The organism is Bradyrhizobium ivorense (assembly GCF_900696085.1).
In the GTDB taxonomy this organism is placed as follows: domain Bacteria; phylum Pseudomonadota; class Alphaproteobacteria; order Rhizobiales; family Xanthobacteraceae; genus Bradyrhizobium; species Bradyrhizobium ivorense.
Genome location: NZ_CAADFC020000028.1, coordinates 279,532 through 305,791, shown reverse-complemented (window position 1 = coordinate 305,791; position 26,260 = coordinate 279,532). Strand labels below are relative to the sequence as shown.

Sequence of the window (26,260 nt, the reverse complement as noted above, 5' to 3'; positions counted from 1 at the left end):
CTGTTTGGTTATCGTATTCGCGTTGCCTGGAACGTCTCCGCCTCAGATCCGTCCCAAGGCGGTCAGGATAACCTGAGGCGTCAGTGGAATCTCGGTAATAATTGCCCCGAACGGCCGGAGCACATCATTGACGGCGTTGGCGACCGCTGCCGCCGCGCCGGCCGTGCCAGCCTCGCCCGCTCCCTTGGCACCCAGCTCGGTTTCCTGCGTCGGCGACACCACATGACCGACCTCGATATCTGGCATCTCACCGGACATCGGGACCAGGTAGTCAGCCATATTGGCGTTGGTGAGCTGACCGCGCTCGTCATAGATGCACTTCTCGAACAAGGCGGCGCCCAGCCCTTGCACGACCCCGCCCCGGATCTGCTCGTCGACCAGCTGCGGATTGATGATCGTGCCGCAATCCTCAACCACCCAGTGCTTCAGCAGCTTGATGAACCCGGTCTCGGTGTCGATCTCCAGCCATGAGGCCTGGACGCCGTTGGTGAAGGCGAAGGGATATTGGCGCGGGACAAAGTGTCGGGTTGCCATCAGCTCGGGCTGAATGCCTGGCGGGAGGGTATCCGGCCGGAAATAGACGATCCGCGCCAGTTCGTTCAGCTCGATCCTCGGCGTAGCGTCGCTGGCGCTGACGATGCTATTGCCGGCAATGTCCAGCTCGGCCGGCGTCGATTGCAGGATGGCGGCGGCGACATCCAGAATATTCTTGCGCAAGGCCTTGGCAGCCTGCAGGGCGGCTTCGCCGCCAATGCCGGCACCACGAGACGCCCATGTACCGCCGCCATAGGGCGTGTTGTCGGTATCCCCTAATGTCACGCGCACCCGTTCCATCGAGACGCCGAGCACGCTGCCCACGATCTGGGCGGTCAGTGATTCCGATCCTTGTCCCTGCTCCGTGATGCTGGTCTGGCAGATCACCGAGCCCTGCGCATCGAGCCGAACTGCGACCCCGTCCTGTGACGAAATCTTCGCACCACCGACGCCGTAGAAGGCTGCGCTTGGATTGGTGACCTCGATGAAGCTCGCGATGCCGATCCCGCGGTGGATGCCCCTCAATCGCAATGCCGTCTGCTCCGCGCGCAGCGCATCGTAGTCCATCATCTGAAGCAGCTTTGCCAATGAGGCGTGATGCGACAGCTGCTCGAACTTCATGCCCGAGGGCGAGGCGCAAGGATAGCCATCGTCCGCGATCAGGTTGCGACGTCGGATCTCGACCGGATCCATCCCGATCCTGGCAGCGGCCAAATCGACCAGACCTTCGGTCACCGAACAGGCGATCGGATGTCCAACCGCCCGGTACTGGCACATGACGTTCTTGTTCTGGAAGACGACCCGGGCCCGTGCGCGATAGTTCTGTGCAACATATGGCCCGCCGACCAGATTGACCACCTGGTTGGCCTCGATGGCGCTGGTCCGCGGATACATCGAATAGGGGCCGATCCCGGTCAGATCGTCGATCTCGAAGGCAGTAATCGTACCGTCCTGCTTGACACCGATCCGTCCCTTACAGCGATGATCGCGGGCATGGATGTCGGTGTTGAAGCTTTCGACACGGTCGGCGACGAACTTGATTGGCCGACGCAGCAGCTTGGATAGCGCGTAGGTCGCCATTTCATCGGCGTAGATATGAACCTTGATGCCAAAGGAGCCGCCGACATCCTTGCAGACCACACGAACCTGCGATTCCTTGAGCCCAAGGTGCAGGGCCGCGATGTTCTGCACCATGTGGGGCGCCTGGGTGCCCTGATAGATCGTGAGCCGCGCCTCCGCTGCATTCCAGTCGGCAACCACCGCCCGTGGTTCGAGCGTCACACCGGTGTGACGGCCGAACACGAATTCGGATTCGATCACCGCGTCGGATTCGGCAAACGTCCGATCGACGTCGCCCGCGTGGTAAGCTCGCTCGAAGGCAAGATTGTCGCCGAGCGAGGCGTGAATGACGGGAGTGGACGGATCGAGCGCGGTGCGCATATCCGTGACCGCCTCGAGTTCCTCGTAGTCAACGGCGATATGCTCCATGGCATCTTCAGCAACCGCGCGGCTGGTCGCCACAATCGCCGCGACCGCCTCGCCCTGCCAGCAAACCTGCTCAACCGCGATTGCGCGTTGCGGCGCCGACTTCAATCCCTTCAAGTGCGAGAGGACACCGACCCAGGGCGTGATGACGGCCTCCAACTCGCGACCGGTAACCACCGAAATCACGCCCGGCAGACGCTTCGCAGCGGTGGCATCGATCGCGACAATCCTGGCGTGGGCATGCGGTGACCGCAAGAAAACCACGTGGGCCATCCGCGGCAATTCGAGATCGCTGACATACTGCCCACGCCCCTGCAGCAGCCGGTCGAGGTTTGGCCGCGGCACCGTCTTGCCGATATAGGAATTCGGGCGGTCGAGCACCGAAAGCGAATCTGCTGTGGGACGCGTCATGCAGCTTGCTCCGCGCGCGTCTTGGCCGTCGCCTCAACGGCGTCCACGATGGCCTGATAGCCCGTGCAGCGGCAGTAATTACCGGAGAGATGCTCCCGGATGGCCGCGCGATCGGGTGTGGGCGATTGCCTGAGCAGATCCTGGGCTGTGATCAGCATTCCGGGCGTGCAGTAGCCGCACTGCAGCGCGTTGCGCGCGCGAAACGCCGCCTGGAGATCGGCAATTTCGCCGCTGTCGGAGAGCCCTTCGATCGTTTCGACCGACGATCCCTGTGCTTGCACCGCCAGCAACAGACAGGAGCGAACGATCTCGCCGTCGACCCGGACCGTGCAGGCACCACAGACGCCGTGCTCGCAGCCAACATGCGTCCCTGTGAGCTTCAAAGTCTCTCGGAGGAAATCGGCGAGGTTGAGCCGCGGCGCGACAAGGGCCTCGATGGGCTCGCCGTTGACCAACAATGAGACCGGTATTGGAGCAATCACCAGGCGCCTCCCGTCTCCAATTCGGGCCGCTCAAGCAACGCGGCTACGCAGCGGCGCATCAATACCGTCGCGAGGTGTCGACGCATCGCCGGGGAAGCTTGCTGATCCTCCTCCGGATCGAGCTCCTCGGCTAGAGCCGCCGCCGTTTCGGCAAGCAGGGCGGGCGTAACGGACACATTGATCAACTTGCGCGCGGCATCGGCGAGCAGGGGCCGATCGCCGACGGCAAAGAATCCCAGCCGAAGGTCCGTGAACTGGCCACCTCCGACAAGCGCACGCGCGGCGAGACCAACGATGGCGTAGTCGCCGTGCCGCCGGGCATACTCCTGAAAGAAGAACCTCGCACCTTCGCCCGAGAGCGGCAGCTCGACAGCAACGAGCAGGTCCTGCGGCGATAGCGCGGTCTCGTAGATCCCCCTGAAGAACTCGGCTGTGGCGATCCGACGCTCGCCTCCCGGACCGCGAACGACGATCGTGGCGTCAAGCGCCGCCATGCAGGCGGGAATTTCCGATGCAGGGTCGGCGTGCGCAAGGCTTCCTCCGACCGTTCCGCGATTGCGAATGGCCGGATGGGCGACATGGGCCACGGCGTCCCGCAACAATGGCGCGTGCGCTGCAACCTCCGGCGATCTGAGCAAATCAACATGGCGGGTGAGCGCGCCGATGGCCAGTACGTCTCCGCTCACCGCAATGCCGCGCAATTCGGTGAGGCCGCCGATATCGACCACAATGTCCGGGGAGACCAGCCGCAGGTTCATGGCCGGCATCAGGCTCTGGCCTCCGGACAGAACCTTCGCCTTGTCACCGTGCGCAGCCAGCAGCTCCAGCGCGTTCACGACGCTGGTCGCACGAGCATACGTGAAAGCCGCAGCTTTCATGTGGGCGTGGCCTCCCGGGCCGGATTTTTCGCTTTCCGGGATTAGAGGGTCCCGCAATTCAAAGGTCAAGCTTGTTTATCGAGTGATTATTTATTCGATGGGGCTTGTCTTCGCGGTACGGAGGTCGCAGGTTCCTCACCAACCAAAAAAGCCCGCCCGCGGGGAGCAGCAGATCATGAAGCTCGGGTTCTTTACGATGCCCATCCATCCTCTCGAGAAGGATTGGCGGCAATCGCTCCGGGAGGATCGTGAAGCCTTCCTGCTCGCGGATGAGCTCGGATTCACCGAGGCCTATGTCGGCGAGCATGTCACCGACCGCGCCGAGAATATCACCTCAAGCATCGCCTTCATCGCCTGGATCGCGGCCGCCACCAAACGGATCAAGCTTGGAACCGGCACGATCAACATGCCGAACACGCATCCGGCAGCGGTCGCCGCATCGGTCGCGATGCTGGATCACATGCTCGATGGCCGCTTCATTCTAGGTATCAGCCCCGGCGGATTGCTCTCGGACGCAGAGGTGTTCGGCAATCTCGATGCCGATCGCAACGCGATGTTTCTCGAGGCGATCAATCAGGTTCTCGATATCTGGGCCGGCAAGCCGCCCTATGACTTGCAAGGCAAGTACTGGAATATTTCGATCAACAAGACGCTGATCGAAGACATCGGCCAGGGATTTATTGCCCGTCCTCTGCAGGCCCCTCACCCACAGATCGTCGTGACCGCTGTTGCTCCTTTCTCAAAGGGCGTCACGGAGGCGGCGGCGCGCGGCTGGGATCCGATCTCGGCGAATTTCCTGATGCCGGCCTGGGTAAAGAGCCATTGGCCCAAATATGTCGAAGGTTGCGAGCGCGTGAAACGCGTTGCGAACGCGGCCAACTGGCGCGTCGCCAAGAGCGTGTTCGTTGCCAAGGACGCGTCAACGGCAAAGGCCTATGCCACGGGGCCAGACAGCCCCTATGTGTATTACTATCATCAGTTGTTCACGAAGCTGAAGCGCGGCGGCCGGCTCGAGTTGTTCAAGACGCGGCGGGAACAGCCGGACGCTGAGGTCACGCTGGAATCGATCTGCGACAAGCTCATCATTTATGGCACGCCGGAAAGCGTGGCCGATCAGCTGTTGGCGCTCCAGCAGGAGGTCGGCGAGTTCGGCACCTTGCTTTATGCCGGCAAGGATTGGAAGGACCGCGAACTCGGCCGCCAATCGATGATCTTAATGGCTGAGAAGGTCCTGCCCCGGATCAATGCAGCCGCGGCCGGACCGGCAAATTAATCAAGGAGCTCGATATGGCCTTCAGCGATCGCATTCCGTATCAGGCTCTGGTTGATCGACCGAAACTGACCCTGCCTGGCGGCAAGAAGCTTGCCGTATGGGTCATCCTCAATGTCGAGGAATGGCGCATCGAAAATGCGATGCCACGCACCGTGCTTAGCCCGCCGATGGGCCAGCCTCTGCTGCCCGACGTGCCGAACTGGTCCTGGCATGAATACGGCATGCGCGCCGGCTTCTGGCGACAGTTCATGGCGCTCACTGAAAGGAACATACCCGTGACGCTGGCTATAAACGCCAACGTCTGCAACACCTATCCGCGCGTGGCATCGGCGGCGCTCGAGGCCGGCTTCGAGTTCATGGGACATGGCTTTATTCAGGGCCCGATGCACAGGGTCGAGAACCAGGCGGACGCGATCAGGCGCTCGGTCGACACCATCGCGAACTTTACCGGGAAACCGCCGCGGTCGTGGGAAAGTCCGGGCCTGACCGAGACTGAAGAAACGCTCGATCTGCTGCGCCTCAACGGGATCGAGTACGTCGCCGACTGGGTGATTGACGATCTTCCCCAGGACATCACGACGCCGCACGGCACCGTGACGACGATCCCCTATTCCGTCGAGACCAACGACATCGTCATTCACGCGTTGCAGCACCTTCCGTCCGAACAATTCTTGAGGCGCTGCACCGATCAGTTCGATCGGCTCTATCTCGAAGGCGCGGACAATGCGCGGATCATGGCCATCTCGGTACACCCCTACATCACGGGGGTGCCGCATCGAATCAAGTACCTGGAGGCCCTGCTCGACTACGTCATCGGCCATGACGGCGTGGCAATGATGACGGCAAGCGAGATTGGGGATTGGTATCGGGGCGAGATGGCGAAGTAGTGCGGCTCAGCCAATGACCTTGATCGGCACCCGCCGGCGATCGGCGGAATTTTCCGCGATCTTCTCAAATCCGGCGAGGAAAATATCCAACGCGTCGCTGATCATCTGCGCCTTGTCTTCAAGAACGGGCGCATCATAGATGTATTTTCGCACTCCGTAGTAGAAGATGCCGCCGTGAAACACCCACGCCAACTCCAACTCGGCGGCGCTCGGCCTGCTCTGCACTGCCAATCCGGCCTCATGGCGGCATTCTCGCAGGATGCGGGTCAGGATCTTGTCCTTGACCATGCCAACGTACCAACGGTTGATGTCGAGGCCCTTTAGACCCGAATAGAGGTAAATCCGCAGCCATTTGCGGGTGAAGATCGCGTCCGTGTAGATCTCGTAGAATTCCTGCAGCCGCACGCGGAGCGGACGTGACCGATCGGAAAGCAGTTTCTCCCACCCGATTTCGAGCGGTTCGAGGTATACCTTGCGGTAAACTTCCTTGATGAGGTCATCCTTGCTTGGAAAGTAGCGGTAAAGCAGCGGTTGGGTCACACCAAGCTTGCGCGCCAACGCGCGGGTTCCGCCGGCAAATCCTTCTTCCGCGAAAAGCTCGGTCGCCTTGGTGACAAATTCGCTGCGGCGATCGTCGGCCGACAACCGTTTCTGCTTGGCGCGCGTTCGCCTGTTGGGTGCCTTTCGATTCATCAAGCTTTGCCAACGTCCCCAGCAAGAAATCGGCCAAAACCGCCTTGCGCGAACAACAGCGGCTCCCTCCGGTTATGAGCGTACGCCTCTACCGCACCGAGAAAAATAACGTGATCCCCTCCGTAGTAGCGGTTGGCGGCACGGCATTGAAAACTGGCGACAACGTCGGCAAGCACCGGCGCGTTGCCGAGCCCTGGTGTCCAGCTGACGCCGGCGAACTTGTCACTGGAGGACCTGGCGAACTGCTGAGCAAGCTTCTGCTGTGATGCCGCTAGCACATTCACCGCAAAATGGCTGGCGTTTTGGAAGATCACGAGCCCCTGCGAAAAAACGCCCAGGCTCCATAGCACCAACGGCGGATTGAGCGACACCGAGGCAAAGGAATTGCACGTGATCCCGTACGGCTTTCCTTCCGCCGACATCGCGGTGACAATCGTCACCCCAGTGGCAAACGTACCGAGCGCATTGCGAAAGTCGCGAGGATCGATCGCCGAATTGTCGCTTGCGAGCTCGTTGGCCGGGTCCTGCGGATGTTTGGGTGAGTCAGACATCCAGCAAGCCTCAAAGCGTCAGGTTCTCGGACGGCAGACCAAGCACGACCCGTCCGTAGTTGGTTCCCGCCGCATCAAAATTGAACGCGAGGTGCGAGTTCACCGCGTGCGCATCGCGAAATTGGCGCTGCAGGGTTCCCGAGGTGAACAGGCTGCGAGCTCCGCTGGCCGTGAACAGGAGAGACACGGCGTCGGTACAGAGGTTGACCGCGAACGCGCCATCGCGCCGCAGCTTCGTCTTCGCCGCCATGTTCGGAATATGGCCACGCCTGGCGTCCGCGAGTACCTCTATACAGTTGGTGCGCATGATCAGGCGCGCGGCGTCTGTCTTTGCCGAAGCCTCGGCGATCTTGATCTGGGTGCTCTGCAAATCCCCGATCTTGGCCCTGTTGTAGGTTGAGGCGCGATGTCGCGCGATCTCCACATAGTCGTCGAGGCAGGCCTGAGCATTCCCCAATCCGACTCCGGAGAGCACGTATGGAAATAACGAGAACACCGGAAGCGCATAGAGCGCATTCGGATTGACAACGCTGCCCGGTGTCGGTCCACCCGCCAGGTCCGCGACCGCAACCGTCATGTGCTCAGGGACAAATGCGTCCGTCACCTGAACATCGTTAGATCCCGTTCCGCGCAAGCCGGTCGCGTTCCAGGTGTCCTTGACGCTGTAATCCAGCTTGTTCAACAGGAACAGCCGGTATTCGACGCCATCAGCCTCATCGTCGGATGCAACGATGCTGGCAAGCATGTTCCACTCGCATGCCTCCACACCGGACGAGAACGGCCAATGGCCGCTCAGGATATATCCGTCATCCACCTTTCTGGCGCGACCGGCCGGGAAGATGAAGGACGATGCGATCAGCGTATCCGGATCCTTGCCCCACACCGCGTTCTGCGCCTCAGGCGCGAACATCGCCAACATCCAGTGATGGCTCGCCAGATTGGCGAAATTCCAGGAGACCGACGCGTCGCCCTGCCCCAAGGCGTCAGCACAATCGACCAGAGCGACATAGTCGAGTTCGCTGCCCCCGACGCGCCTGGGCTGCAGGATCCGAAACAGCCCGGCATCATGGAGGTCGCGCTCAGTCTCCGGCGGCAACCGTCGCAGATCCTCGGTCCGCGACGCCCGCTCACGCAATACGGGAACCAGCGCCCGGGCCCGCGCGATCATCACCGAGTAACTATCCGAACCGGGCCCCGCTGCCGTAGCCGCGTCTGGCCCGCCGCCAACCTGAACCATTGACGCTCCCTCGCTCGATGCCCTTGTGTTCAAGGTACGGTCGAAACGCGGATCAGTTTATCGAGTGATCACCGGAGATCAAGGCACGTGAGGCAATTTCTCGAGCGCAGTCTCGCAACCATCGGCGTGGATTCGCCAGTCCCCGGATGCCAATGGTCTGCCGTTGCGTAGCGCTGACTACCCGAAAACGCAAAGAAGGCCCGATGGCTGTTCAGCCACCGGGCCTTCTTGTCGTTGAAATACTAGCGCCGGCTTCTGTCTTGATCGAGGCGCGGGTCAACCTCACGGTTTCTAGATCAGCGCCTTCCGCCAATACAGCGTATGCGGCCATGCCCAGGGTAGCGCCGGCTCAAAGAGCCGGTATCCCTGTCGGATGAAGTTGTTTGCTGAGATCACACGGTCCGTCGTGTCAGAAACAATCGCGCTCCAACCGACTCTTCGCGCTCGCGCTTCGAGCGCGCGGGTGAGCCGCACTTGCAAGCCGTGACCACAATGTTGCATCACGACGCCGACGCGGCAAAGATATCCTGCATTCGCGACGTGCGTCGATGGGACAACGCCCGCGAATGCAACCGGTTTCGCTCCATGGAAAGCTATCCACCAATACCCCTGCTCGAAATCGGGCACACGAGTCCCGTCGCAGAATGTCACTTGGTGAAGTTCGTCGAGCGTCTCTGCGATCTCATCGTCCTGTGGATCAACTTCGCGTATACGGTACATGGCCAAGCCTCAAAGCTTCAAACTATCCAGCGACTCCTCCCTGGCTGACGGAAGGCAGTTACGCTGTGATCACTTCCCAAGCGTAGCCTTGATGCCCAGCCATACGGCTCCGATAAAGCCTGTAGCAATCACGGTAATGACCGCTTTGAATGTGTAACTTTGCGCCTGCTCCACACTTCTCCGCCATCGCCGCAGGTGTTGGAAATCCGCACGCAGCTCTTTCCGATCACCTTCCTCTATGCCGAATGAGGTCAAGATGGTTGCAATCGTCTTGACGACGACCGCGTCGATGTCACTTCGGCGGACTCGCTCCTGCTCAATCAGTGTTTCCATCACGATCGCCTTAACGTCCGCTTCATTCATTGGAGTCACCGCTTGATAACGCATGCCCCGGAAGATGATCGCGCCATCGCCCGGCGTCGCAATCTTGTCCGAATAGAGCTTGAAGCCCGCGCCGACACCGAGCGAAGCGATCTTGCTCTCGACCAGCCGCTTCGAGGACTGCGCCAGCGTGCGCTGCGCCTCGCGGATACAAACCGCCAGCGTGCCGCGCTCGGCCTGGCACATCTCGACCAGCAGTTCGCCGAAGAAGTGCGACTTGCCCGATCCCCTGCCGCCGAACGCACCCTTGTAGCGCGCAGGCTGCAGCAGCGGCTCGAACACTTTTGCAGTTGGAATTTTCAGGATCGACAAGGCTGCTCTCAGTAGGGGCAAATCGGGTATTGCGGCCGCTGTCAGGCTTGAACCGCTATCGGCGACGGCGTGCCCCGGTGTGTCCGGCAAGCCAGTCATCGATACTCGTCTTCGGTGCGTCCGGAACGCCAAGTACAGACGGCAGATATTGCACCGGTTGTCCGCTGAACGGGCTCAGCGATCTCGTCGCGACCGAAGGTGTGGGCGCAAAAGCCGCGAAGCGCTCGTCGAACAACGCGGACTGGCCGGGAGGCGGCTCGGAGCCGGCTGCCGAATGAGAAACGGCCGGTCCAGCCGCACTAAGCGAGAAGGATTTCCGGAGCCTGCGGTGCCATTAGCCCCCCATCGAGACGCACGCCGATTAACCACCAGATCGAATCAAACGCCGCAAGGAGCGGTATTATGCCCAGTCCCCAGAACGCACGAAGACGTCGATCGGCCACGCTAGTTCTCCCGTGATGCAACGCAAGGACAGAAGAGCAGTTCGCGATCCACATGGGCCTTCTACCCGGAGCACGTTGCTCCGACACGCTGTCATAGATATCACCGTGACTAGCGCTCTGATAGAGTGGTTCGGTAAGACGAGGCACACAAAGTCGCGAGCGTCGTCCGCGGCGTCAGGATCGCTGAAGGGTAAGAGGGGCGAGCGACATCGCCCAGTCAAACCGATCAATCGGACGGGCCGCGCCCAGTGCCGCTCACGTCTCTTCACCCTCAAGGCTCTCCGGCTCCACGATAATCCGCTCGATGCGGTGCACAAGTTCGAGCGCGCCGTCGCCGTTCTCGATCGCCTGCGACGCCTTGCCCCAGCCGCGATCGAGGATGGCGTTGGCGGCAGACACGCGGGCCGCCGGCGTCGCGCTTGTGGATCGCATCACCCCGACAAGCACGTTGATGGCCGTCCTGGTGTGGCTGCGCGCGAGCGATCTGATCTGGGTGATCGATTTCGCCACCTACTTCTCCTCCCAGTCGGACGGGAGATATTCGCTCGGCGCGGTATCGACGTGGTCGATATCGCGATCGGGCACGGCCGTGCGAAATGCGATGGTTGGAAAATCCGTCTGCGCGCGATCCTGGCGCGGCCGCGGAATGAACTGGATAATGTCTGCGCTCATGCGAACTGGTCCCACACGGCAATGGCAATCAAGCCCGCAACCGCGAGCGATATCAGATAGGCGGTCATGCGACCTCGTTGATCGGCCGGCTGCACGCGGCACCGGCGATTGAAGAAACGTGCGGCAGATCGCGCGATCGGCTGCGATCTTTTGGGGCGCGAACCTTATCCCTGACGAGTGGGGCCGCGGGCGGCGCCGGCTTTCGCCGCGCCGCAGGACCGGCGCGTTCGCGCGCGCCGGCCAATTCGTGCTGGTTTCAAAGGGTTCGGACGGCGGCGCGCTGACGACGCTCGGAGCGACGGCGAGGGAGATGTGGCGTCGTGACGTGCGGCCGCCGTCCGATTGGTGAAACGGCAAACAAAAAGCCCGCCGCGGAGCTCTCCGCGCGGGCCTTCGACAATTTCGGAATGATGGAATTATGCAGGTGACTTGCCCGACGTGTCAAATGTTTTGATTGAGCGCGCGATCGAAAAAGTGCGACCCGTCGATACGTTGCCCTCGGGCGAACCCTCGCGCGTCGTTCGCTAGCGTTCCGTCCTGTCCCAGCGGGCCCGCCTGCGTTTTGCGGCCGTCCATCCCTCGCTACCTGTCGCCGCATCCTTGTTCGGAAAATCGAAGATTGGGGGCGGGAATGGCCAGTCCGGCATTGGGGTGCCACTGACAATTCCGAGCGGCCTAGTGCCCGGCGACCCAACGCCGTCCGCCGAAAGTGAGATCAACTGAAGAGGATTACGCCAAACACATCAGCCGCCTCGGATAACCTTGGCAAGTGCATCTGAGTACTTCAGCACCAGTCCAATATTGGACTTGTACTGCACGGCTGGCATTACAAATTGCAGGTCGTCTTTGAGATCGGCGATCCTCTCCGCCTTATCGGCGGAAGACATCTTCTTGTCTGAACGAGCGCGGGCAATTTGCGCTCGAATGACGGCTTCGCTTCCAACATATCGGTTCGTCACCGGATCGATACCGGCTGACACGAGCCCGATATTCTCCGTGACAACCTTGTATTCTTCATAGTTGGCAAATCCGCGCTTACCCACGAGGGCATCCAGTTTCGCGATCGTTTCAGGAGTTAGCTTGTTGATACTTTCCGGTGCGTTGTCGGTGACGTCATAGACTCTCCCCGTTAGCGCCAAGACACCCAGGACTTGCGCCTCGGTCAACGGCATCTGCCTCACGGCAACCACGTGCCGAGCAGGCTTTTGAACGGGCGGCGAAGCTTGCTTGCTTTGCTCGACGGCTCTGCCATCTTCGCAAAACGCTGCCGACCAGGCCAGAATCGAAGCCAAAACGACGAAACGTGAATACCTGATAGCAGCCCCCGCGGATGCCTCGCCCTTGCGCCGATCAGATGTGCTTCTGCCCCGGAGCCGTCGAAATCTCGCGATTGATGATTGCGTACATGATCGCGCTGCGCAAGGAGAAGGTGACAAGGCGCAACACGAAGAGCGACGCGCAAATCCGGTATGGATCCCTCGTTGATCGGCCGGCTGCACGCGGCACCGGCGATTGAAGAAATGTGCGGCAGATCGCGCGATCGGCTGCGATCTTTGGGGCGCGAACCTTATCCCTGACGAGTGGGGCCGCGGGCGGCGCCGGCTTTCGCCGCGTCGGCCAATTCGTTCCGGTTTCAACGGGTTCGGACGGCGGCGCGCTGACGACGCTCGGGGCGACGGCTGGGGAGATGTGGCGTCGTGACGTGCGGCCGCCGTCCGATTGGTGAAACGGCAAACAAAAAGCCCGCCGCGGAGCTCTCCGCGCGGGCCTTCGACAATTTCGGAATGATGGAATTATGCAGGTGACTTGCCCGACGTGTCAACCGTTTTTCCGAAAATCGAAGAAAACGGTAAAATTGGAGGGTTCGGCTTCGACAGCGAGAAACTGCCTTCGGCGAAAATCCGGGTCAAAACCCTCAATCGCAACATGAATTTCCAACGGGCGCCGTATGCTTGTTGCGATGATGTCATTGTGCAGGTGAGTTGCCCGACGCGTCAAGCCGGCCGATGGGCGTCGTTCCGACCGACATCAGGACAAGTTTGGCGGGCGCAGGCCGGTTTGGCCGCGCCGTACTCACATCGCAAGGAGGCGTCCATGTATTTCGTTGCGGCCGTGCTCGCGGTCTTGTCGGGCCTGTTCTATGCCGCAGGCCATCATCAGATCGGTTCGCTCGGCGGCACCATGTGCAGCTACGGCGGGATGTTCTGCGACAATCCGGTCCTTGTTCTGGTCGGCGCCGCGCTCGCAGCGGCCTGGGGCAAGTTCGTCAGCGTGCGTTGATTGCCTTCGACCGTCTGTTTTCCGGGCGCGCTGCCGGATTTGGCCGATTCAATTTTCTTGTCCTATGGCGCGCACCCATAAAGCCTGCACATCTATTGCGGCGCGTTCGGATTTGCCGGATGAACCGGCTTTGGGCCCGGCGGATCGGGTTCGAGCGGGGCCTTGGGCTCGGTCGGCAACACCGTTGCGCCGGCGGCACGCGCAGCCTCGCCAGTCGTCGAGTAGTTGGCATGCGCGGCGGGCTGCAGCTTCGGCTTGTTCCACGGACCATGGTCGACGATCAGCATGCCCAATACGCCGAAGGCCGCCACGACGGCTGCCACCACAAGCGGTGTGCCGCCGTGCCGCTTTCGCTCGTTGATCGCGCTTCTCTCCTTGATCGCGCTCGCATCGGTCATGGCATAGGGCCTGCACTGCAAGTGTCGTTATTGAACAAGCCTCGAGCCGGTCAAAAGTTTCCGGTTCCTGCGGTGCGAAATCCAGCCATGTCCGCGGAACCAATCGACGGCCGCGGCATTTTCACAGCGTGTGGCCGTCACCCGCCGTTCATAACGGCGCCTGTCGCGGATAGCCAAAGGTCATCGACCCGCTGTTCAGAACACGCGCACGCGCGGATAGCCAAAGGTGACGGCCACCTGACCTTCAGCCAAATTGCGGCACGGCATGAGCTTTGAAACACCGGAATCCCCGCTGCAGCCCACGCTTGGTGAGCGCGCGATCGACACCGCGACCGACGTTTCGCGCACCATCACCGAGGTGTCGGACGGGCTGCGGTCCGCCGTCGACCGGCTCAGCCGTACAATCGCGGCGTCACGCCGGCCGGGCGGAACACTCGCCACCGTGAGCGCGGTCACGCGCGAAGCGCCGCTTGCCAGCCTGTTCGTCGCCTTCCTGCTCGGCATTGCCGTGGCCCGGCGGCGCTAGGCGCGCTGCCACGCAGAACGATCGATCCTAGAACTTGCCCTTGGTGGCATCCTTGGTGGCGGACATCACGCTTCCCGTGATCTGCCGCATATGCTCCCCGGCATTGGTGAACTGGCTGCGCAAAAATTCCGACTGGATCTGCATCGCCTGCTGCAGATCGGTCGCATGCACCAGCTTCCGCGCATGCTCGAACGCCGCCCGCATGTTCTGCTCGGTGAACGACAGCGCCTGTCGGGAGATCTCCGTGCCCGGCACCGCCGTCATCGACTTGCCGGCAGCATCAAAAAAAAGGCCGAAGGCTTGCTCGGCCTGGTCGATGGTCTTTTCCGCGAGATCGCGCAGTTCGGCAGGAACTTCAAGCTTCGGCTCGATCATGATCGCCCCCTGAAATTATGCTCCGGGGCGACGTTAGCACAGATCGCGACGGCGTCAGCCTCACATGTTGAGGCGCCGGGCGCCGTCCGGCCCCTCGCCCGCACGCCCTCCGAGGTGACACGCGACAGTAACGCTGCCGTGGAAAATCGAAAAATGGACGGGGTCCGGGGCGGCCCCCCGGATGAGCGGATATCGTCTACCCGTCCCGGCCGGCGCTGGTCGCGGTCAGGTCATGTCGGTGCAAGACCATCGGCTCCGACCGGCATGATCTTCAACGGCTGGCGCTTCGCCGCCTTCGACGACTCCAGCGCGACGTCCTCTGCCACAACGACAATGGGTCAATGTCGATCAAGCGGATCGCGATGAGCAGCGCATCCCCTGCAGTTCCAGCGCGGAACTTGCCTGATCCCGTAACCGCGCCGATTCCAATCGTGTCAGCACTGTGGCATAGTGATTCGGAATTTCGTCGGTGGCGTTTGCGTCTCTGGGGACATGGGGACTTCGATGCTGCGCACCTTTCGGCCGACTCCGACCTGCACGCGGTTCAAGACCAGCATAGAGATGCCGTGCATGAGATGCGGCGCGCAGATGCGGCTCGCGCTGATCGAGCCGCGCGATCAGGTCTATGACGTGCTGACCTATCAGTGCACGCCCTGCAATTCCGGCGAAAGTTTTCTGAAGGCCCGCTAGTCGGCGCATTCGGATCAGCCGCTCAGCACCGCAGCTCCCGAAGGGGTCAGCGTCGGCTCGTCGTCGTGCAATTCGATCAGACCGAGCTCGATGAGCACGGCCAGATCCTCGTCGCCCACCGGTGACAGTTTGAGCCGGCCGGCCTGGATATCCCGCAACGCCCAGCGCAAGCCGATCGCTCGCTCCAGGGAAAATTCAGCGAATGGATTGTCTGCCATTCGCCTCGACTAGTGCGGCATTTCGATCAGACTTTGGCCTTGCCGCGGCGTCTTCATGGACACCACGGCGTGACGCGACCAGGTATGATCGCATCAGCCTCGCAAGCCGTTCAATAGCGGTAGGGCTCGATATCCAGCAGCGGAAATGCGCTGAACACGCTCGGCGGATTGGTTGGCAGCGCCGGATGCAGGTAGGATTTGTCCAGCTCGGCAAAGCTCGTGACACCGAGCAGCCCGAGGCAGCGGATCACCTCATCCTCGAGCAGTTCGAGCATGCGCACAATGCCCGCCTCGCCTGCCGCGGCGAGCGCGTAGCACTGCAGACGGCCGATGCCCACAAGGTCGGCTCCCGAAATGATCGCCTTGACGATGTCGGTGCCGCGGCTGAACGATCCGTCGACCATGATCTTGGCGCGGCCGGCGACCGCCTGAACGATCTCGGGCAGCACATGCATCGAGCCGCGGCCGTGGTCGAGCTGCCTGCCGCCATGGTTCGACACGTAGATCCAGTCGACCCCGTGATCGAGGGCGATCTTGGCGTCTTCCGCCGTCGCGATACCCTTGAGGATCAGCGGAATTTTGAACTTGTCCTTGATCAATTTCACCGTCCGCCATTCCAGTCCCTTCTGGAAGTCACCGCCGGTCGCGCGGATCCGGCTCTCGCGCACATAGCGTTTGGCTATATCGCGCTCGCGCCGGCTGTAGTGCGCGGTGTCGACGGTGAGGCAGAAGGCGGCGTAGCCATTGGCGATCGAGCGGCTGACCACGTCCTCGACGAACGCGTCATCGCCGCGCACATAAAGCTGAAAGATGCGCAGCGCATCCGGGGCCGCCTTTGCCGTGTTCTCCAGCCCTGGCTCCGACACCGAGCTCAGCATATGCGCCGCACCGAACGTTCCGGCTCCGCGCGCGACCGCCGCCCCCGATTCCGGGTCGAAGATTTCGAGCGCACCGACCGGGGCGATCATGACGGGAAGCCGGAGCCTGCGCCCGAATAGCTCGACCGACGGATCGACATGCACGACATTGCGCAGGACGCGCGGCCGGAATGCGATCTCGTCCAGCGCCATCCTGTTGCGACGCATCGTGGTCTCGGTTTCTGCGGCGCCGACGATATAGTCCCAGGCATTCTGGTTCAGCTTGGCGCGGGCCTTGCGCACGAACTCGTGCAGGTTCTGGAATTCCTCGCCGCTGGCGCCGAGTTCAACATTGCGCGCCGACCGAATGGGGGTCCCGTCATTCATGGTGTTTCTTCTCCCGATTTGGCGGCACATTAGCCGCAGACAAACCGGAAAAGCTACCGCCTGAACGGCGAATTCCGCCAGCGAAGGCCAGCTATTCGCTCGCGGGATGGATCAGCTTCGACACCAACATTGCCTGGCGGGCGCATCGCGCGCGGCGGCCGAGCTAGCTGCCGGAAAACCGGTTTCGGTACTCGGTCGGAGATACGCCGAGGTGGCGCAGGAAGGCCCGGCGCATGCGCTCGTCATCGCCAAACCCTGCGCGCTTGGCGACCTCGACCACGCCGCCGATCTGGCGGCTCTCGAGCAGCAGGCGCGCCGTCTCGACACGCAGCGCCTCGACGCCGCTCGCCGGCGTCATGCCGGTGCGGCTGACGTAGGTTCGCGCGAATGTCCGCGGCGTCATCCCGGCTTTCTCCGCCAGCGTCTCGACCTTGAGATCGCTGGCGATGTTCTCGATGATCCAGGCGTGCAGCGCACTGAAGCGTCCCTCGACGTCCGATGCCTGGGCTGCAAGGACCGTTGAAAATTGGCTCTGGCCGCCCGGCCGCTTCAGGAACACCACCAGCCTGCGCGCAACGTCGAGTGCGATGGTATGGCCGAAATCCTCCTCGATCATCGCGAGCGCGAGGTCGATGCCGGCGCTGACGCCGGCCGACGACCACACCCGCCCGTCCTTGACGAAAATCGCATTCGGCTCGACGCGGATCTTGGGGAAATTGTCCTGCAGCCTCGGACAATAGCGCCAGTGCGTCGCAGCACGCTTGCCGTCCAGGATGCCGGTCCAAGCCAGCGCGAACGCCCCGAGGCAGACCGAGGCGACCCGGCGTGCCTTCGGCAGCGCCTCGGTAATCCAGTTCATCATTTTGGCGTCGCTGCGGATCTTCCAGATGCCCGGACCGCCGGGGATCACCAGCGTGTCGATCTCGCCCGGTGCGACACTTTCGATCGGTGTGGTGTCGATCATCATGCCGACATCGGTCGGCACCAGCCCCCCGGCGGGCGAGAGATAGGACAGCGAATAGTCCGGTCCGGGCAGCTCGATCGCGTCCAGTTCCGCAAACACCTGCGCCGGCCCCGAGATGTCGAGCAGGGTCACGCCGGGGAACGCGACCATCGCGATTAGCCGCGTGGATGTCCTGTCGGGCGGCTCCGGCCGGGGTTTGGCAGGTTTCGAGGGCATATTGTCCTTTAAGCCATTCGAGGCCCCCCTGTATAGCTCGCGATGGAAGGCTGGAGTTCTGCGATGTCGCGAAATCTGGGTGGCCGATATGAGGCGATCAAATCGCCTTGGTCGGATTACGCGATCTACAGTTTCCCAGACGCCTCGCAGATCGAAGCCTGCGACCGGCAGCCGCTGATGGATGCCATGAACGGCATCATTGCCATCAACTGGCAGGCCACCGAGCCGCACTGGACTGCGTCCTCCTCACCGTTCGAGCCGAAATACAGCCTCATCCTGGTCTATGACGGCTCGGGCCTCGTGGCCTTCTCCGTCTACCGCGTCCTGCAGATGTCGGCCGGGCTCGGGATCTACCGCAGCGGCACCGAGGTATTGCCGGTCCACCAGGGTCGCGGTCTTTACGGTTTCTTCACCACAGAAGTTCTCAAGCGTTCGGGCGCCACTGACAGGACCGAGGGCTCTGTGCTCTACGGTTGGCGGACCCGCAATCCGATCGTTTGGGCCGCCAACGCCAAGATTTGCGAAAAGGTCACGCCGTCGCTGCTCGACGACGCACAGGATCCCGCATTACAGGCGGCGTGTGTCGAGATGTGCAGATCGCTTTATCCGGGCAAGCCGCTTGAAGTGCCGGACATGATCATGCGCGGCGCCTACGGCCACATTAAGCATCATCGGCAGGCCTATCACGGCACCGCATCGCTGGTCGATGCCGCGATGTCGCGCAAGATCCCGGATTCTGCGGACGCCCTCTTCTCGGTCGGTTACGCGAGGGTGTGATGTCGATGCTCGGACAACAGGCCGTATTTACCCCGACGTCGCGCCTGACCGATCGCGCCTATCTGGCCTGGTCCGCGGTGGCGATCGCCTATGCCATCGCATTCCTGCAGCGCGTGTCGCCGCAATCGATCACCCAGGGCTTCATGCTCGACTTCAACACCGACGCGGCCGGTGTTGCGATGCTCGCTTCCAGCTACTTCTGGGGCTACACGCTGATGCAGATCCCGGCGGGCCTGCTGGTCGACCGGTTCGGCGTCAAGCGGGTCGTGCTGGTCAGCATGGTCGCCTCGTCGCTCGGCAGCGCGGCGTTCGCGCTGGCGCCCAATCTGCTCGACGTGTTTGCCGCGCGCCTGATCGTCGCCTGCGGCGATGCGCTGGTGTTCACCGCGCTGCTCAAGCTCGTCGCGCAAAGCTTTGCCGACGAACGCTTCGGAATGATGTCGGGCATTTCGCAGGTCTCCGGCTATGTCGGCGGCGTGATCGCGACCACGCCGCTGGCGGCTGCGGTCTCCGGCTTCGGCTGGCGGGCCTGCTTCCTGTTCATCGCCTGCGTCGGCCTGGTCAATCTTGCCTTCGCCAAGGTTGCGCTCAAGCCGGATCCGATCTCGCACAGCAACAAGACGTTGAAGGGCGTCGTCATCGCCGCGCGGCAATCGCTGGCCCATGTTGCGAACTGGGGCTGCGCAATGACGTTTGCCTCGCACTTCGCGGTCGTCACGACGCTGTCGGGCGTCTGGGGCATTCCGATGGTCGCACATTTCTTCCACATCTCCCCGACCGCTGCGGGCACGCCGCTGCTCGCCTTTATGATCGGCAACGCGCTCGGTTCGATCTTCCTGGGACACGCCGCCGATCGGGCCGCGGGCAACCTCGATCGTGCCCTGATCCGCATCTGCCTGCTGCGCATGCTGCTGATCGCCATGCTGCTGCCGGCGGTCGCGCGCACATTTGGTTTCGTCTACGTCACCGTCGTGTTCACTGCGCTGGGCCTCGTCGCCGGCGGCACCGTCCCGCTGGTGCTGAAATGCGTCAAGAAGCTCTACACCGCCGACCTCATTGGTGTCGGCGCTTCGGTGAACACCACCGCCGCCGGCATCTTCGCCGGCATCGCGCAGCCGATCATCGGCTTTGCGATGCTCGCCGCCAGCCAGGTCTCCGGAACCGACGCCGTGCACAACAGCGCGGCGATCGGCGATGCCGGTTACGCCGCCTTGATTGCCATTCTGCTGCTCATGTCGCTGCCCGGTATTGCCGGTCCGCTACTGATGAGGAGCAAGTTGATAGCTCGTTGAGTCTAGTTGTGAGTGAAGGGGGTGTTATGGAGCGCTTGTTTTTGAAAAAAGGCGAAGTTGCCTCGAACTTTCCAGTAAGCAGCTGGCAAAGTGTGATGTTTTCCGAGTTTGAAGCGCAAATGAGCAGCGAGGCGAGACCGTTCCCCTGCGTGTTCGGGGTGACCGGACACCGCCAGGACCAGTTGCGCTATCTGTTCCTTGATCCGTACGACGTCGCAGTGCTGGGCGAACAGCTCGCGCAGTATGTCGCGCAGTCCCGCTCGTTCGGTCCCAATACCTCGTTGATCGTGTTCACGCGACCGCGTCCCGTGCAGACGCTCGACGCCTATTATCGCAAGATGTGGCTGACGCTCGACCAGCTCGCTCGCCTCGACAAGAGCCCGTGGCCTAGCGAGATTCCGGAACAGATCGACCATCCGATGTGGGAGTTCTCGTTCGCCGGCGAGCCGATCTTCGTGGTGTGCACCACGCCCGCGCATGTCATGCGCCAGAGCCGCCGCTCCAGCGCCTTCATGCTCACCTTCCAGCCGCGCTGGGTGTTCGAAAAGATTCTCGGGACCGAGAAGGCGGCAAACGCCGCATTCGCCGAGGTGCGCAAGCGGCTGGTCCCGTATGACAGCGCGAGCCCCTCGCCGCTGCTCGGCCGCTATGGCGCGGCCGACGGGCGCGAGTATCAGCAGTACTTCTTGCACGACGACAACAACGCGAGCACCGGCTGCCCGTTTGCCAAGCTCGCGCAGAACAAGACGCCGCCGATCGCAGACAAGGAGCAGGCAGCATGACCCAGATCATCGCAGGCACAAAGACCAAGTTCGCCATCGATGCGGAGATCCTGAACCTGCTTCCGGCGCAGGGCTCGGTGGAGCTGCAGCACGATGCGGCCGGCAAGGTGCATGCCTTCCACACCCACCCGGTCGATGAAATCCTGATGATCATCAGCGGCCGGCTGAATTTCACCTGGGATGGCGGGGAGCAGATCGTCGGCGCCGGCGACACCATCCTGTTGCCCGCCGGTACGCGTCATCAATCGGAAGCCCTCGACGGCGGCGCAATCTACGTGATCGCGACGCAGCCGCCGGCCAAGCCAATCAGCAATTGAGATTTGAGGACAACATGAAGCCCTCAGGACAATGAGGGATCGCCCGGCGGCTGAGCCGCCAAACGTTCGACCAGCTCGATGACCTCGGAACGCTGGTCGGGCGCAAGCCGAAGGAAGGCCTTCAACAGTCGCAGGCTTTCCAATGTTTCACTCGATGGAGCTCCGAGCTTCTTCTGTAGCTCTGCAACATAAGTGGGATTTTTCATCTCGCACCGTAAGTGAGGATCACGAATGGCATATCCAGGTAAACGTGACGGTTTGGCCCAGAAGGTCGAGACCGCAGCTCAAGAGGCCGAGCGTCTTGGCCTGACGACCGCAACTCTAATTCTTCGGATGGCACGCCTCGAAATTGACCGGGCGGAGCCCGAAGAAGTTGAAAGTATGCCAAGGAACAACCTGCGCAGCAAGCCGAACTGAGGTCCCGAAACGGGCCTATTCCGGTCGCCGGCGCCGTCAACCAGGCGCCGGGCAGTCGGCAACGTCCGCACCGGATAGGGGCGAACGGCCTTATGCTCGTCGACGGTCAGATGACCTAGCTTTCGGGGAGCACCCTTTGCGCAGCTAGCCCGGTGTTGCCTGCCTTGCCGAAGGCTCCCGCCTCGGCCAGTGCGGCAACGCGCCGGTCGTCATAGCCGAGCGTCGTGCGCAGCACGTCGCTGGTGTGCTGACCAAGCAGCGGAGCGGCGACAGGATCGACCGTCGGCGTTAGGCTCATGGTGACCGGGGACTCGATGTTCGGCACCGAGCCGGCGGTCGGATGGGGAATCCGGCTCAGGCGCTGCCGGTCGCGCACCTCGGGCGCATTGAACCCCTCCTCGACCGTGCGCAGATAGCCGACCGGAATGTTGGCCTTCTTCATCTTCGCCATCCAGTGCTCCAGCGTGTCGCTTGCGAACACGCTGGCGATGATGGCGCGCAGCTTCTCCCTGTTGGCGGTTCGTGCCTTGCGATGCGCGAACTCGGGATCGGTGACGAGATCGGGACGCTCCAGCACCTCGGTCACCAGCCGCCGGTAGAGGCGGTCATTGGCGCAAGCCATATAGAGCGGCCCATCGGACGCCCGGTAGACCCCGACGGTCGGCGAACCGTTCGGCGAGTTGCCGAAGCGGCCGGGATTGTTGCCGTTGATCAGATAGGCCATGCCGTAAAAGCCGGTCATCGATACCGCACTGTCAATCAAGGCGACCTCGACCTGCTGGCCGCGGCCAAGCCGATCGCGCGCAATCAGCGCCAGCAGAATGGCGTTGCAGGCCGACATGCCGGTCGCCATGTCGACGATCGGCGGACCGGTGCGCACCGGCTCGCCGTCCGGGAAGCCATTGAGCGACATGAAGCCGCTTTCGGCCTGCGTGATCGGATCGAAACCGGGCCGCAGCGCGAAATCGCCCTTGCGGCCATAGGCCGAGATCGAGCAATAGATCAGCCGCGGGTTGCTCGGCGCCACCGACGCATAGTCGAGGCCGAACTTCTTCATCACGCCGCCGGAAAAATTCTCGACCACGACATCGGCCTTCGCGATCAACTCGCGCGCCACCTCGAGTGCGGCAGGGTTGTTGAAGTCGAGCGCAATGCCGCGCTTGTTGCGGTTGAGGCTGAGATAGGCGGCGCTCTCGCCGCCGATCTCGGCATGCTCGTAAGCGCGCGTGTCGTCTCCGCCGTCCGGATTCTCGATCTTGATGACGTTGGCGCCGAAATCCGCCAGCGTCTGCGTGCAGGCGGGGCCGGCCACGACGCGGGTAAAGTCGACGACCAGCAGGCCATCGAGCGCCGTCGGGATCCCCTCTCCGCGCGACGCGCGCTCCGGCAGTTCTGGTCGGGTCATGATCGGGCGTTTCCTCTGCTTGTTTTGTCAGGCGAAATTCGGCAAATCGCCAGTGGAGGTGCTGCAACCGCCTTTTAGCGGAAGCCCCTCACCAAGACCAATTCCGGATTTTGCAGGGCGGGATCGTCATCTGACATGGCTGTCGCGGCCAGGATGCCGGAAAGCGCGCCGTCACCGTCGCGTGACGCACGACAAAGGAAGCCAGCCAATTCCGGCTCGCGGACGTCGGACCGCGGCAGAAACATCGCGAACGGCATGGCGCCTGCGCCATGCCGTTCGCACGCCAAACAGCTACTCGGCCATCATCTCGCCGGAGCCGCCGAACTCGGCGGGAAAATCCTTCAGCTTCGGCAACCCGTCGCGGATCGGCAGCACGGCCTCGGCATAATTGACGTGGACGCCGGGAGCGAATTTGAGCGTCGGAATCGTCGCGGAGAACACGTCGACAAGCCCGAGCGTCGGATGGTTGGTCATCAGATGACCGCCGCACTTAGTGCAATATTGGCGCTGGCTCATCGCGGTCTTCTCGAAGGTCCCGATATTGCCGGCCCCCTTTGTGACCTCGACGGCCTCGGGCTTCCAGAGGCTGAACGCATTCACCGGACCGCCGGACCAGGATCGGCAGGAGCGGCAGTGGCAGTAGCCCATCGCTGCCGGCTCGCCGGTGACCTGCAGTTCGACGGCGCCGCAAAAGCAGCTTCCAGTATGCTTCATAAGTCGGTTCTCCCTGAATGATTTGATTGGTTTCTTGCGTTGGCATCATAGCCTGTCCGCATTGCCGGGCAGAAGGAGAAACTCGCCACGGAATTGTGATCGGAAGTGTGAGCACCGGCACAGTGCTCGTCCCGAATCTGTGCCTGCCGCCGCGCGAAAATATCCGCGCGGCGACGGGCACCCACATCAGTTCAACGTCAGCATCGTTACGCCTTCACAGCAGCCCGATGCGGCGTGGCAAAGCCGTAGATCAGGGCCAGCCGGTCGAGGCATTCCCTAAGACGACGGGAGAAATAGTCCTGCCAGCGCTGGGTTCGCAATCCGCGCCGCTCCCCCACCTGCTCCATGGTCATGCCGAGGATCAGGACCTCGTGCACCAGCATCGAACCGTCGGCGCCGAGCTCATGCTCGGCGCGATTCAACCGAAGGGCCGCCTCACGCTGTCCCTCGGTGATCGGCTCGCGTTGCAGGCCCCCGTCGACATATTCGCGCGTGGTATCCACCGCGCGCGGGCCGCGCTCGGCCTTTTCCCAGTCGCCCTGGAAGGCACGGCCGCCCCGATATTGCGAATCGTCGATCTGACGGTGCGCATGCAGGCGGCCGAGCGGATCGTTGCGGACCGAACGAAGCGCAATGATCTTCTCGCCCGGCTCCAGCGCGAGGGGATCGTCGACCTCGACGGTCGCCATCTCGGCGTTGTAGGGCAGATCCTGGGAACGGCGGTCGTGCGCCCCGGCCGGATCGTGCGGCTTCCGGCGTCTGCTTCGCGGCATTGGTGATCTCCGTAATGTCTGATGATTGGGCGCGCGGATCCCTCCGCGCGCGGTTGCGACCGCGGGCCAAAGTCCCATGGTCAGGAGGTGAAGCGCGTCAGTCCGCCCCGACGGCCTGAAGCCAGCCGGCGCTCAAGACCGGCTTCGCCGACAGCTCGGGGTTGCGGCTCAGACGGAAATGCGGCGCGCAGTAGCTCGACCCCGGCCGGCGCCGATGACCGCAAAAGGTGATCGGCTCATTCTCGCCGTCGCCCCCGTATGGATACCGGCAGTCGCGGGGTCCGAGTTCGACGAGGGAAAGGTGGCGCGGCGAGACGCCGGCGCAGCGAAGCTCGGGTAAATCCGTCTTTCCAAAGAAGAATTTCGGCCAGCGGAGCACCTCAATTCGTGCGTCTGGACGAACCTCCCGTGTCCGATCGATACTCGGGCGCAGCGCCGGAATGGGTGATTCGGGTCGGTCGGGGAGAGCCGGCAGGGACGGCTCGGGCCGGTCGAAGCAGCCCAACCCCATGCGCTGCCCCCGGCTCAACGCCGCGCTTCGCGTATAGGCGGTGTTGAACCTTGCGTTGATGGTGGCGGCAATCATCCCATATGACATGCCGCGGACGCGCAACTCCCGTAACGCCGCCGAATGTTCCGGCGGCCAGTTTGTCGATTCCATTCCAAAATTCCCATTTCCTGTCATTCCGCCGGCGCCGCGCCTAACTTCCGATATTCGGAAAAAAAAGTCAAGCTTGTTTTCCGATTATCGGAACGGTATGGATATGCGGGGTTCAGGAGAGGTGATTCATGCTGGATGCGACACTGATTGAGCGGGCATTGGAACGGACCGGCAAGTCCAAGGGCGGGCTTGCCAAGGCGATGGGCGTGCGGGCGGGGGCGGTGTCCGAGATCCTCTCGGGAATCCGGCTGATCAAGGCCTCCGAGATCGACGCCATCGTCGAATATCTCGAGCTGAGCACGGTGCCGGTCATGGGCCGGGTCGGCGCCGGCGCCTCGATCGAGCCGGAGCACGAGCAGGTGCCGCCCGAAGGCATCGGCGAGGTCGAACTCCCATTCCCGATCTGGGAGGAGACCATCGCCTTCGAGGTATCGGGTGATTCGATGCTGCCGAAATACGAGAACGGCGACGTGATCGTGGTCTATCGCGAGCAGCGCCATCCGCTCTCGAGCTTCTACGGCGAGGAAGCCGCAGTCCGGTTGAAGAGCGGCGAGCGGTATCTGAAGACGATCGAGCGCGGCAAATCTCCGGGCGTGGTCAACCTGACGAGCTTCAACGCCAAGCCGATCAACGGCGTGAAGCTCGAATGGGTCGGCGAGATCTGCGTCACCCTGCCGCGCGGCCAGATCCAGCGGCTGCGGGGCAAGACGGCGTCGAAGGGCCGCAAGGCCGGCAAGGGCCAGGCCTCGGAAAAATAGCCTCGCGCAGCGGGTCATCAGTCGATTCCACCGGCCGAGATCATCGCGATCTCGGCCACATTCTCATTATCAGAAATAATACTTGACTTCATTCCGATTCTCGGAAATAATGCCGGCTGACAGTCAGGGCACGATTTTTCGAGCATGCAGTACTTCGTCGTCATGATCGATTACGGCCGCCGCGGCCGTGAGGCGATCGTCGACCCCGAGCTGACGCGGCGCGAGGTGGTCGCCCGGGTCGCATCCGGGGAATACGCCAACATCAGCTTCATCCATGAGATCGCGGAGTCCTCGGTCGAGGACATCACGGAGGATGTTTTGGCCGAAGCCGCCCTGCCCGAGCTCGGCTTGACCGGCGCGGACCTGCAAGCCAACACCTTCGATCACGCCCGTGACCTGCGCAAGCATGAGCCGGTGTGAGTTCGCGGTCGCTCACGCGCTGATTTCGAAAATGTGATATTTCGCAGCTTCGGCCACTTGGCCCGAACTGGAAG

Annotated in this window: 33 protein-coding genes; 11 read left to right on the top strand and 22 right to left on the bottom strand. The window is 62.4% G+C overall.

Features of this window, described 5'->3' with window-relative positions; all coding sequences use genetic code 11:
• Positions 1-42: 42 nt before the first annotated feature.
• Genes CI41S_RS32635 through CI41S_RS32625 form a run of 3 tightly spaced genes read right to left on the bottom strand, consistent with a single transcriptional unit; the run spans position 43 to position 3,790 of the window.
• Positions 43-2,430, bottom strand: coding sequence for a xanthine dehydrogenase family protein molybdopterin-binding subunit (locus tag CI41S_RS32635; protein ID WP_139863184.1), 2,388 nt, complete (start codon positions 2,428-2,430; stop codon positions 43-45).
• The gene (locus tag CI41S_RS32630) at positions 2,427-2,912 is read right to left on the bottom strand and encodes a (2Fe-2S)-binding protein (RefSeq protein WP_139863183.1); all 486 of its coding nucleotides are present in this window, start codon (positions 2,910-2,912) and stop codon (positions 2,427-2,429) included. Before CI41S_RS32630 ends, CI41S_RS32635 begins: the two co-directional genes overlap by 4 nt.
• Positions 2,909-3,790: an FAD binding domain-containing protein gene (locus CI41S_RS32625; RefSeq protein WP_139863182.1), complete on the bottom strand. Its 882-nt coding sequence runs from the start codon at positions 3,788-3,790 to the stop codon at positions 2,909-2,911. Before CI41S_RS32625 ends, CI41S_RS32630 begins: the two co-directional genes overlap by 4 nt.
• A gap of 175 nt (positions 3,791-3,965) precedes the next feature.
• Here CI41S_RS32625 and CI41S_RS32620 point away from each other — a divergent pair, with 175 nt between their 5' ends.
• On the top strand, positions 3,966-5,063 hold the full coding sequence (locus CI41S_RS32620; RefSeq protein WP_139863563.1) for an LLM class flavin-dependent oxidoreductase: 1,098 nt from the start codon (positions 3,966-3,968) through the stop codon (positions 5,061-5,063).
• Between the two features lie 14 nt (positions 5,064-5,077).
• Positions 5,078-5,950 carry a polysaccharide deacetylase family protein gene (locus CI41S_RS32615; protein ID WP_139863181.1) on the top strand — a complete coding sequence of 291 codons (873 nt, stop codon included), beginning with the start codon at positions 5,078-5,080 and terminating at the stop codon, positions 5,948-5,950.
• Positions 5,951-5,956: 6 nt separating this feature from the next.
• On the opposite strand, the gene CI41S_RS32610 is transcribed toward CI41S_RS32615, so the two are convergent.
• The 8 genes from CI41S_RS32610 to CI41S_RS32580 form a co-directional block, all read right to left on the bottom strand.
• Positions 5,957-6,643, bottom strand: coding sequence for a TetR/AcrR family transcriptional regulator (locus CI41S_RS32610; RefSeq protein ID WP_139485010.1), 687 nt, complete (start codon positions 6,641-6,643; stop codon positions 5,957-5,959).
• Complete coding sequence (locus tag CI41S_RS32605; RefSeq protein ID WP_139863180.1) at positions 6,643-7,194, bottom strand: flavin reductase family protein; 552 nt, start codon at positions 7,192-7,194, stop codon at positions 6,643-6,645. The genes CI41S_RS32610 and CI41S_RS32605 overlap by 1 nt, the downstream gene beginning before the upstream one ends.
• 10 nt (positions 7,195-7,204) lie before the next feature.
• Positions 7,205-8,431, bottom strand: a complete 1,227-nt coding sequence (locus CI41S_RS32600; protein ID WP_139863179.1) for an acyl-CoA dehydrogenase family protein — start codon at positions 8,429-8,431, stop codon at positions 7,205-7,207.
• Between the two features lie 291 nt (positions 8,432-8,722).
• A complete protein-coding gene (locus tag CI41S_RS32595) occupies positions 8,723-9,151 on the bottom strand; it encodes a GNAT family N-acetyltransferase (RefSeq protein ID WP_139863178.1) in 429 nt (142 codons plus the stop codon).
• 69 nt (positions 9,152-9,220) lie between these two features.
• Complete coding sequence (locus CI41S_RS44680) at positions 9,221-9,943, bottom strand: phage terminase large subunit (protein ID WP_229174572.1); 723 nt, start codon at positions 9,941-9,943, stop codon at positions 9,221-9,223.
• A 599-nt stretch (positions 9,944-10,542) separates the two neighbouring features.
• Entirely contained in the window at positions 10,543-10,797 is a 255-nt protein-coding gene (locus CI41S_RS32585) for a hypothetical protein (protein ID WP_139863177.1), read from the bottom strand.
• Positions 10,798-10,959, bottom strand: a complete 162-nt coding sequence (locus tag CI41S_RS43820) for a hypothetical protein (protein WP_172628274.1) — start codon at positions 10,957-10,959, stop codon at positions 10,798-10,800. It abuts the gene before it with no gap.
• Positions 10,960-11,702: 743 nt separating this feature from the next.
• Positions 11,703-12,251: a hypothetical protein gene (locus CI41S_RS32580; RefSeq protein WP_139863176.1), complete on the bottom strand. Its 549-nt coding sequence runs from the start codon at positions 12,249-12,251 to the stop codon at positions 11,703-11,705.
• An 802-nt stretch (positions 12,252-13,053) separates the two neighbouring features.
• Here CI41S_RS32580 and CI41S_RS32575 point away from each other — a divergent pair.
• Positions 13,054-13,239 (top strand): hypothetical protein, encoded by a 186-nt coding sequence (locus CI41S_RS32575; protein ID WP_139484964.1) that lies wholly within the window; start codon positions 13,054-13,056, stop codon positions 13,237-13,239.
• A 92-nt stretch (positions 13,240-13,331) separates the two neighbouring features.
• Here CI41S_RS32575 and CI41S_RS32570 read toward each other — a convergent pair whose 3' ends face one another.
• Positions 13,332-13,637 (bottom strand): hypothetical protein, encoded by a 306-nt coding sequence (locus tag CI41S_RS32570; RefSeq protein ID WP_139863175.1) that lies wholly within the window; start codon positions 13,635-13,637, stop codon positions 13,332-13,334.
• 265 nt (positions 13,638-13,902) lie between these two features.
• Here CI41S_RS32570 and CI41S_RS32565 point away from each other — a divergent pair, with 265 nt between their 5' ends.
• Complete coding sequence (locus CI41S_RS32565; protein ID WP_139484962.1) at positions 13,903-14,163, top strand: hypothetical protein; 261 nt, start codon at positions 13,903-13,905, stop codon at positions 14,161-14,163.
• Between the two features lie 27 nt (positions 14,164-14,190).
• Here the strand turns inward: CI41S_RS32565 and CI41S_RS32560 are convergent, their stop codons facing one another.
• The 4 genes from CI41S_RS32560 to CI41S_RS32540 form a co-directional block, all read right to left on the bottom strand.
• Positions 14,191-14,538, bottom strand: coding sequence for a phasin (locus tag CI41S_RS32560; protein ID WP_139863174.1), 348 nt, complete (start codon positions 14,536-14,538; stop codon positions 14,191-14,193).
• 704 nt (positions 14,539-15,242) lie between these two features.
• Complete coding sequence (locus tag CI41S_RS32550) at positions 15,243-15,446, bottom strand: hypothetical protein (protein WP_139484960.1); 204 nt, start codon at positions 15,444-15,446, stop codon at positions 15,243-15,245.
• Positions 15,447-15,556: 110 nt separating this feature from the next.
• The gene (locus CI41S_RS32545) at positions 15,557-16,690 is read right to left on the bottom strand and encodes an alpha-hydroxy acid oxidase (protein ID WP_139863172.1); all 1,134 of its coding nucleotides are present in this window, start codon (positions 16,688-16,690) and stop codon (positions 15,557-15,559) included.
• A 163-nt stretch (positions 16,691-16,853) separates the two neighbouring features.
• Complete coding sequence (locus tag CI41S_RS32540) at positions 16,854-17,870, bottom strand: GlxA family transcriptional regulator (RefSeq protein ID WP_139863171.1); 1,017 nt, start codon at positions 17,868-17,870, stop codon at positions 16,854-16,856.
• Positions 17,871-17,933: 63 nt separating this feature from the next.
• On the opposite strand from CI41S_RS32540, the gene CI41S_RS32535 reads away from it, so the two are divergent.
• The 4 genes from CI41S_RS32535 to CI41S_RS32520 all read left to right on the top strand — a co-directional run bounded on the left by CI41S_RS32535 (position 17,934) and on the right by CI41S_RS32520 (position 21,038).
• Entirely contained in the window at positions 17,934-18,647 is a 714-nt protein-coding gene (locus tag CI41S_RS32535; protein WP_139863170.1) for a hypothetical protein, read from the top strand.
• Positions 18,647-19,939, top strand: coding sequence for an MFS transporter (locus CI41S_RS32530; protein ID WP_139863169.1), 1,293 nt, complete (start codon positions 18,647-18,649; stop codon positions 19,937-19,939). The genes CI41S_RS32535 and CI41S_RS32530 overlap by 1 nt, the downstream gene beginning before the upstream one ends.
• 119 nt (positions 19,940-20,058) lie before the next feature.
• On the top strand, positions 20,059-20,721 hold the full coding sequence (locus tag CI41S_RS32525) for a YqcI/YcgG family protein (RefSeq protein WP_229174019.1): 663 nt from the start codon (positions 20,059-20,061) through the stop codon (positions 20,719-20,721).
• Positions 20,718-21,038, top strand: coding sequence for a cupin domain-containing protein (locus CI41S_RS32520; RefSeq protein WP_139484954.1), 321 nt, complete (start codon positions 20,718-20,720; stop codon positions 21,036-21,038). Before CI41S_RS32525 ends, CI41S_RS32520 begins: the two co-directional genes overlap by 4 nt.
• A 23-nt stretch (positions 21,039-21,061) precedes the next feature.
• On the opposite strand, the gene CI41S_RS32515 is transcribed toward CI41S_RS32520, so the two are convergent.
• Positions 21,062-21,244: a hypothetical protein gene (locus tag CI41S_RS32515; RefSeq protein WP_139484953.1), complete on the bottom strand. Its 183-nt coding sequence runs from the start codon at positions 21,242-21,244 to the stop codon at positions 21,062-21,064.
• A gap of 25 nt (positions 21,245-21,269) precedes the next feature.
• On the opposite strand from CI41S_RS32515, the gene CI41S_RS32510 reads away from it, so the two are divergent.
• Positions 21,270-21,455 (top strand): hypothetical protein, encoded by a 186-nt coding sequence (locus CI41S_RS32510; protein WP_139484952.1) that lies wholly within the window; start codon positions 21,270-21,272, stop codon positions 21,453-21,455.
• 115 nt (positions 21,456-21,570) lie between these two features.
• Here the strand turns inward: CI41S_RS32510 and CI41S_RS32505 are convergent, their stop codons facing one another.
• The 5 genes from CI41S_RS32505 to CI41S_RS32485 form a co-directional block, all read right to left on the bottom strand.
• Entirely contained in the window at positions 21,571-22,863 is a 1,293-nt protein-coding gene (locus CI41S_RS32505) for a CaiB/BaiF CoA transferase family protein (protein ID WP_139484951.1), read from the bottom strand.
• A 71-nt stretch (positions 22,864-22,934) separates the two neighbouring features.
• Positions 22,935-23,117: a hypothetical protein gene (locus tag CI41S_RS32500; RefSeq protein ID WP_139863168.1), complete on the bottom strand. Its 183-nt coding sequence runs from the start codon at positions 23,115-23,117 to the stop codon at positions 22,935-22,937.
• 34 nt (positions 23,118-23,151) lie between these two features.
• The gene (locus tag CI41S_RS32495) at positions 23,152-23,574 is read right to left on the bottom strand and encodes a GFA family protein (protein WP_139484949.1); all 423 of its coding nucleotides are present in this window, start codon (positions 23,572-23,574) and stop codon (positions 23,152-23,154) included.
• Positions 23,575-23,780: 206 nt separating this feature from the next.
• The gene (locus CI41S_RS32490; RefSeq protein WP_139485191.1) at positions 23,781-24,347 is read right to left on the bottom strand and encodes a DUF6456 domain-containing protein; all 567 of its coding nucleotides are present in this window, start codon (positions 24,345-24,347) and stop codon (positions 23,781-23,783) included.
• A 97-nt stretch (positions 24,348-24,444) separates the two neighbouring features.
• Complete coding sequence (locus CI41S_RS32485) at positions 24,445-25,008, bottom strand: GcrA family cell cycle regulator (RefSeq protein WP_139863167.1); 564 nt, start codon at positions 25,006-25,008, stop codon at positions 24,445-24,447.
• Between the two features lie 128 nt (positions 25,009-25,136).
• Here CI41S_RS32485 and CI41S_RS32480 point away from each other — a divergent pair, with 128 nt between their 5' ends.
• On the top strand, positions 25,137-25,766 hold the full coding sequence (locus CI41S_RS32480; RefSeq protein ID WP_139484947.1) for a LexA family transcriptional regulator: 630 nt from the start codon (positions 25,137-25,139) through the stop codon (positions 25,764-25,766).
• Positions 25,767-25,910: 144 nt separating this feature from the next.
• A complete protein-coding gene (locus CI41S_RS32475) occupies positions 25,911-26,186 on the top strand; it encodes a hypothetical protein (RefSeq protein WP_139863166.1) in 276 nt (91 codons plus the stop codon).
• Positions 26,187-26,260: the final 74 nt, after the last annotated feature.

Bases quoted from the DNA above. Each gene is read 5' to 3' on its own strand.
- CI41S_RS32635 (WP_139863184.1), bottom strand. From the start codon at position 2,430: ATGACGCGTCCCACAGCAGATTCGCTTTCGGTGCTCGACCGCCCGAAT.
- CI41S_RS32625 (WP_139863182.1), bottom strand. From the start codon at position 3,790: ATGAAAGCTGCGGCTTTCACGTATGCTCGTGCGACCAGCGTCGTGAAC.
- CI41S_RS32620 (WP_139863563.1), top strand. From the start codon at position 3,966: ATGAAGCTCGGGTTCTTTACGATGCCCATCCATCCTCTCGAGAAGGAT.
- CI41S_RS32615 (WP_139863181.1), top strand. From the start codon at position 5,078: ATGGCCTTCAGCGATCGCATTCCGTATCAGGCTCTGGTTGATCGACCG.
- CI41S_RS32610 (WP_139485010.1), bottom strand. From the start codon at position 6,643: ATGAATCGAAAGGCACCCAACAGGCGAACGCGCGCCAAGCAGAAACGG.
- CI41S_RS32605 (WP_139863180.1), bottom strand. From the start codon at position 7,194: ATGTCTGACTCACCCAAACATCCGCAGGACCCGGCCAACGAGCTCGCA.
- CI41S_RS32600 (WP_139863179.1), bottom strand. From the start codon at position 8,431: ATGGTTCAGGTTGGCGGCGGGCCAGACGCGGCTACGGCAGCGGGGCCC.
- CI41S_RS32595 (WP_139863178.1), bottom strand. From the start codon at position 9,151: ATGTACCGTATACGCGAAGTTGATCCACAGGACGATGAGATCGCAGAG.
- CI41S_RS44680 (WP_229174572.1), bottom strand. From the start codon at position 9,943: ATGACTGGCTTGCCGGACACACCGGGGCACGCCGTCGCCGATAGCGGT.
- CI41S_RS43820 (WP_172628274.1), bottom strand. From the start codon at position 10,959: ATGAGCGCAGACATTATCCAGTTCATTCCGCGGCCGCGCCAGGATCGC.
- CI41S_RS32575 (WP_139484964.1), top strand. From the start codon at position 13,054: ATGTATTTCGTTGCGGCCGTGCTCGCGGTCTTGTCGGGCCTGTTCTAT.
- CI41S_RS32570 (WP_139863175.1), bottom strand. From the start codon at position 13,637: ATGACCGATGCGAGCGCGATCAAGGAGAGAAGCGCGATCAACGAGCGA.
- CI41S_RS32565 (WP_139484962.1), top strand. From the start codon at position 13,903: ATGAGCTTTGAAACACCGGAATCCCCGCTGCAGCCCACGCTTGGTGAG.
- CI41S_RS32560 (WP_139863174.1), bottom strand. From the start codon at position 14,538: ATGATCGAGCCGAAGCTTGAAGTTCCTGCCGAACTGCGCGATCTCGCG.
- CI41S_RS32550 (WP_139484960.1), bottom strand. From the start codon at position 15,446: ATGGCAGACAATCCATTCGCTGAATTTTCCCTGGAGCGAGCGATCGGC.
- CI41S_RS32545 (WP_139863172.1), bottom strand. From the start codon at position 16,690: ATGAATGACGGGACCCCCATTCGGTCGGCGCGCAATGTTGAACTCGGC.
- CI41S_RS32540 (WP_139863171.1), bottom strand. From the start codon at position 17,870: ATGCCCTCGAAACCTGCCAAACCCCGGCCGGAGCCGCCCGACAGGACA.
- CI41S_RS32535 (WP_139863170.1), top strand. From the start codon at position 17,934: ATGTCGCGAAATCTGGGTGGCCGATATGAGGCGATCAAATCGCCTTGG.
- CI41S_RS32530 (WP_139863169.1), top strand. From the start codon at position 18,647: ATGTCGATGCTCGGACAACAGGCCGTATTTACCCCGACGTCGCGCCTG.
- CI41S_RS32525 (WP_229174019.1), top strand. From the start codon at position 20,059: ATGAGCAGCGAGGCGAGACCGTTCCCCTGCGTGTTCGGGGTGACCGGA.
- CI41S_RS32520 (WP_139484954.1), top strand. From the start codon at position 20,718: ATGACCCAGATCATCGCAGGCACAAAGACCAAGTTCGCCATCGATGCG.
- CI41S_RS32515 (WP_139484953.1), bottom strand. From the start codon at position 21,244: ATGAAAAATCCCACTTATGTTGCAGAGCTACAGAAGAAGCTCGGAGCT.
- CI41S_RS32510 (WP_139484952.1), top strand. From the start codon at position 21,270: ATGGCATATCCAGGTAAACGTGACGGTTTGGCCCAGAAGGTCGAGACC.
- CI41S_RS32500 (WP_139863168.1), bottom strand. From the start codon at position 23,117: ATGCCGTTCGCGATGTTTCTGCCGCGGTCCGACGTCCGCGAGCCGGAA.
- CI41S_RS32495 (WP_139484949.1), bottom strand. From the start codon at position 23,574: ATGAAGCATACTGGAAGCTGCTTTTGCGGCGCCGTCGAACTGCAGGTC.
- CI41S_RS32490 (WP_139485191.1), bottom strand. From the start codon at position 24,347: ATGCCGCGAAGCAGACGCCGGAAGCCGCACGATCCGGCCGGGGCGCAC.
- CI41S_RS32485 (WP_139863167.1), bottom strand. From the start codon at position 25,008: ATGGAATCGACAAACTGGCCGCCGGAACATTCGGCGGCGTTACGGGAG.
- CI41S_RS32480 (WP_139484947.1), top strand. From the start codon at position 25,137: ATGCTGGATGCGACACTGATTGAGCGGGCATTGGAACGGACCGGCAAG.
- CI41S_RS32475 (WP_139863166.1), top strand. From the start codon at position 25,911: ATGCAGTACTTCGTCGTCATGATCGATTACGGCCGCCGCGGCCGTGAG.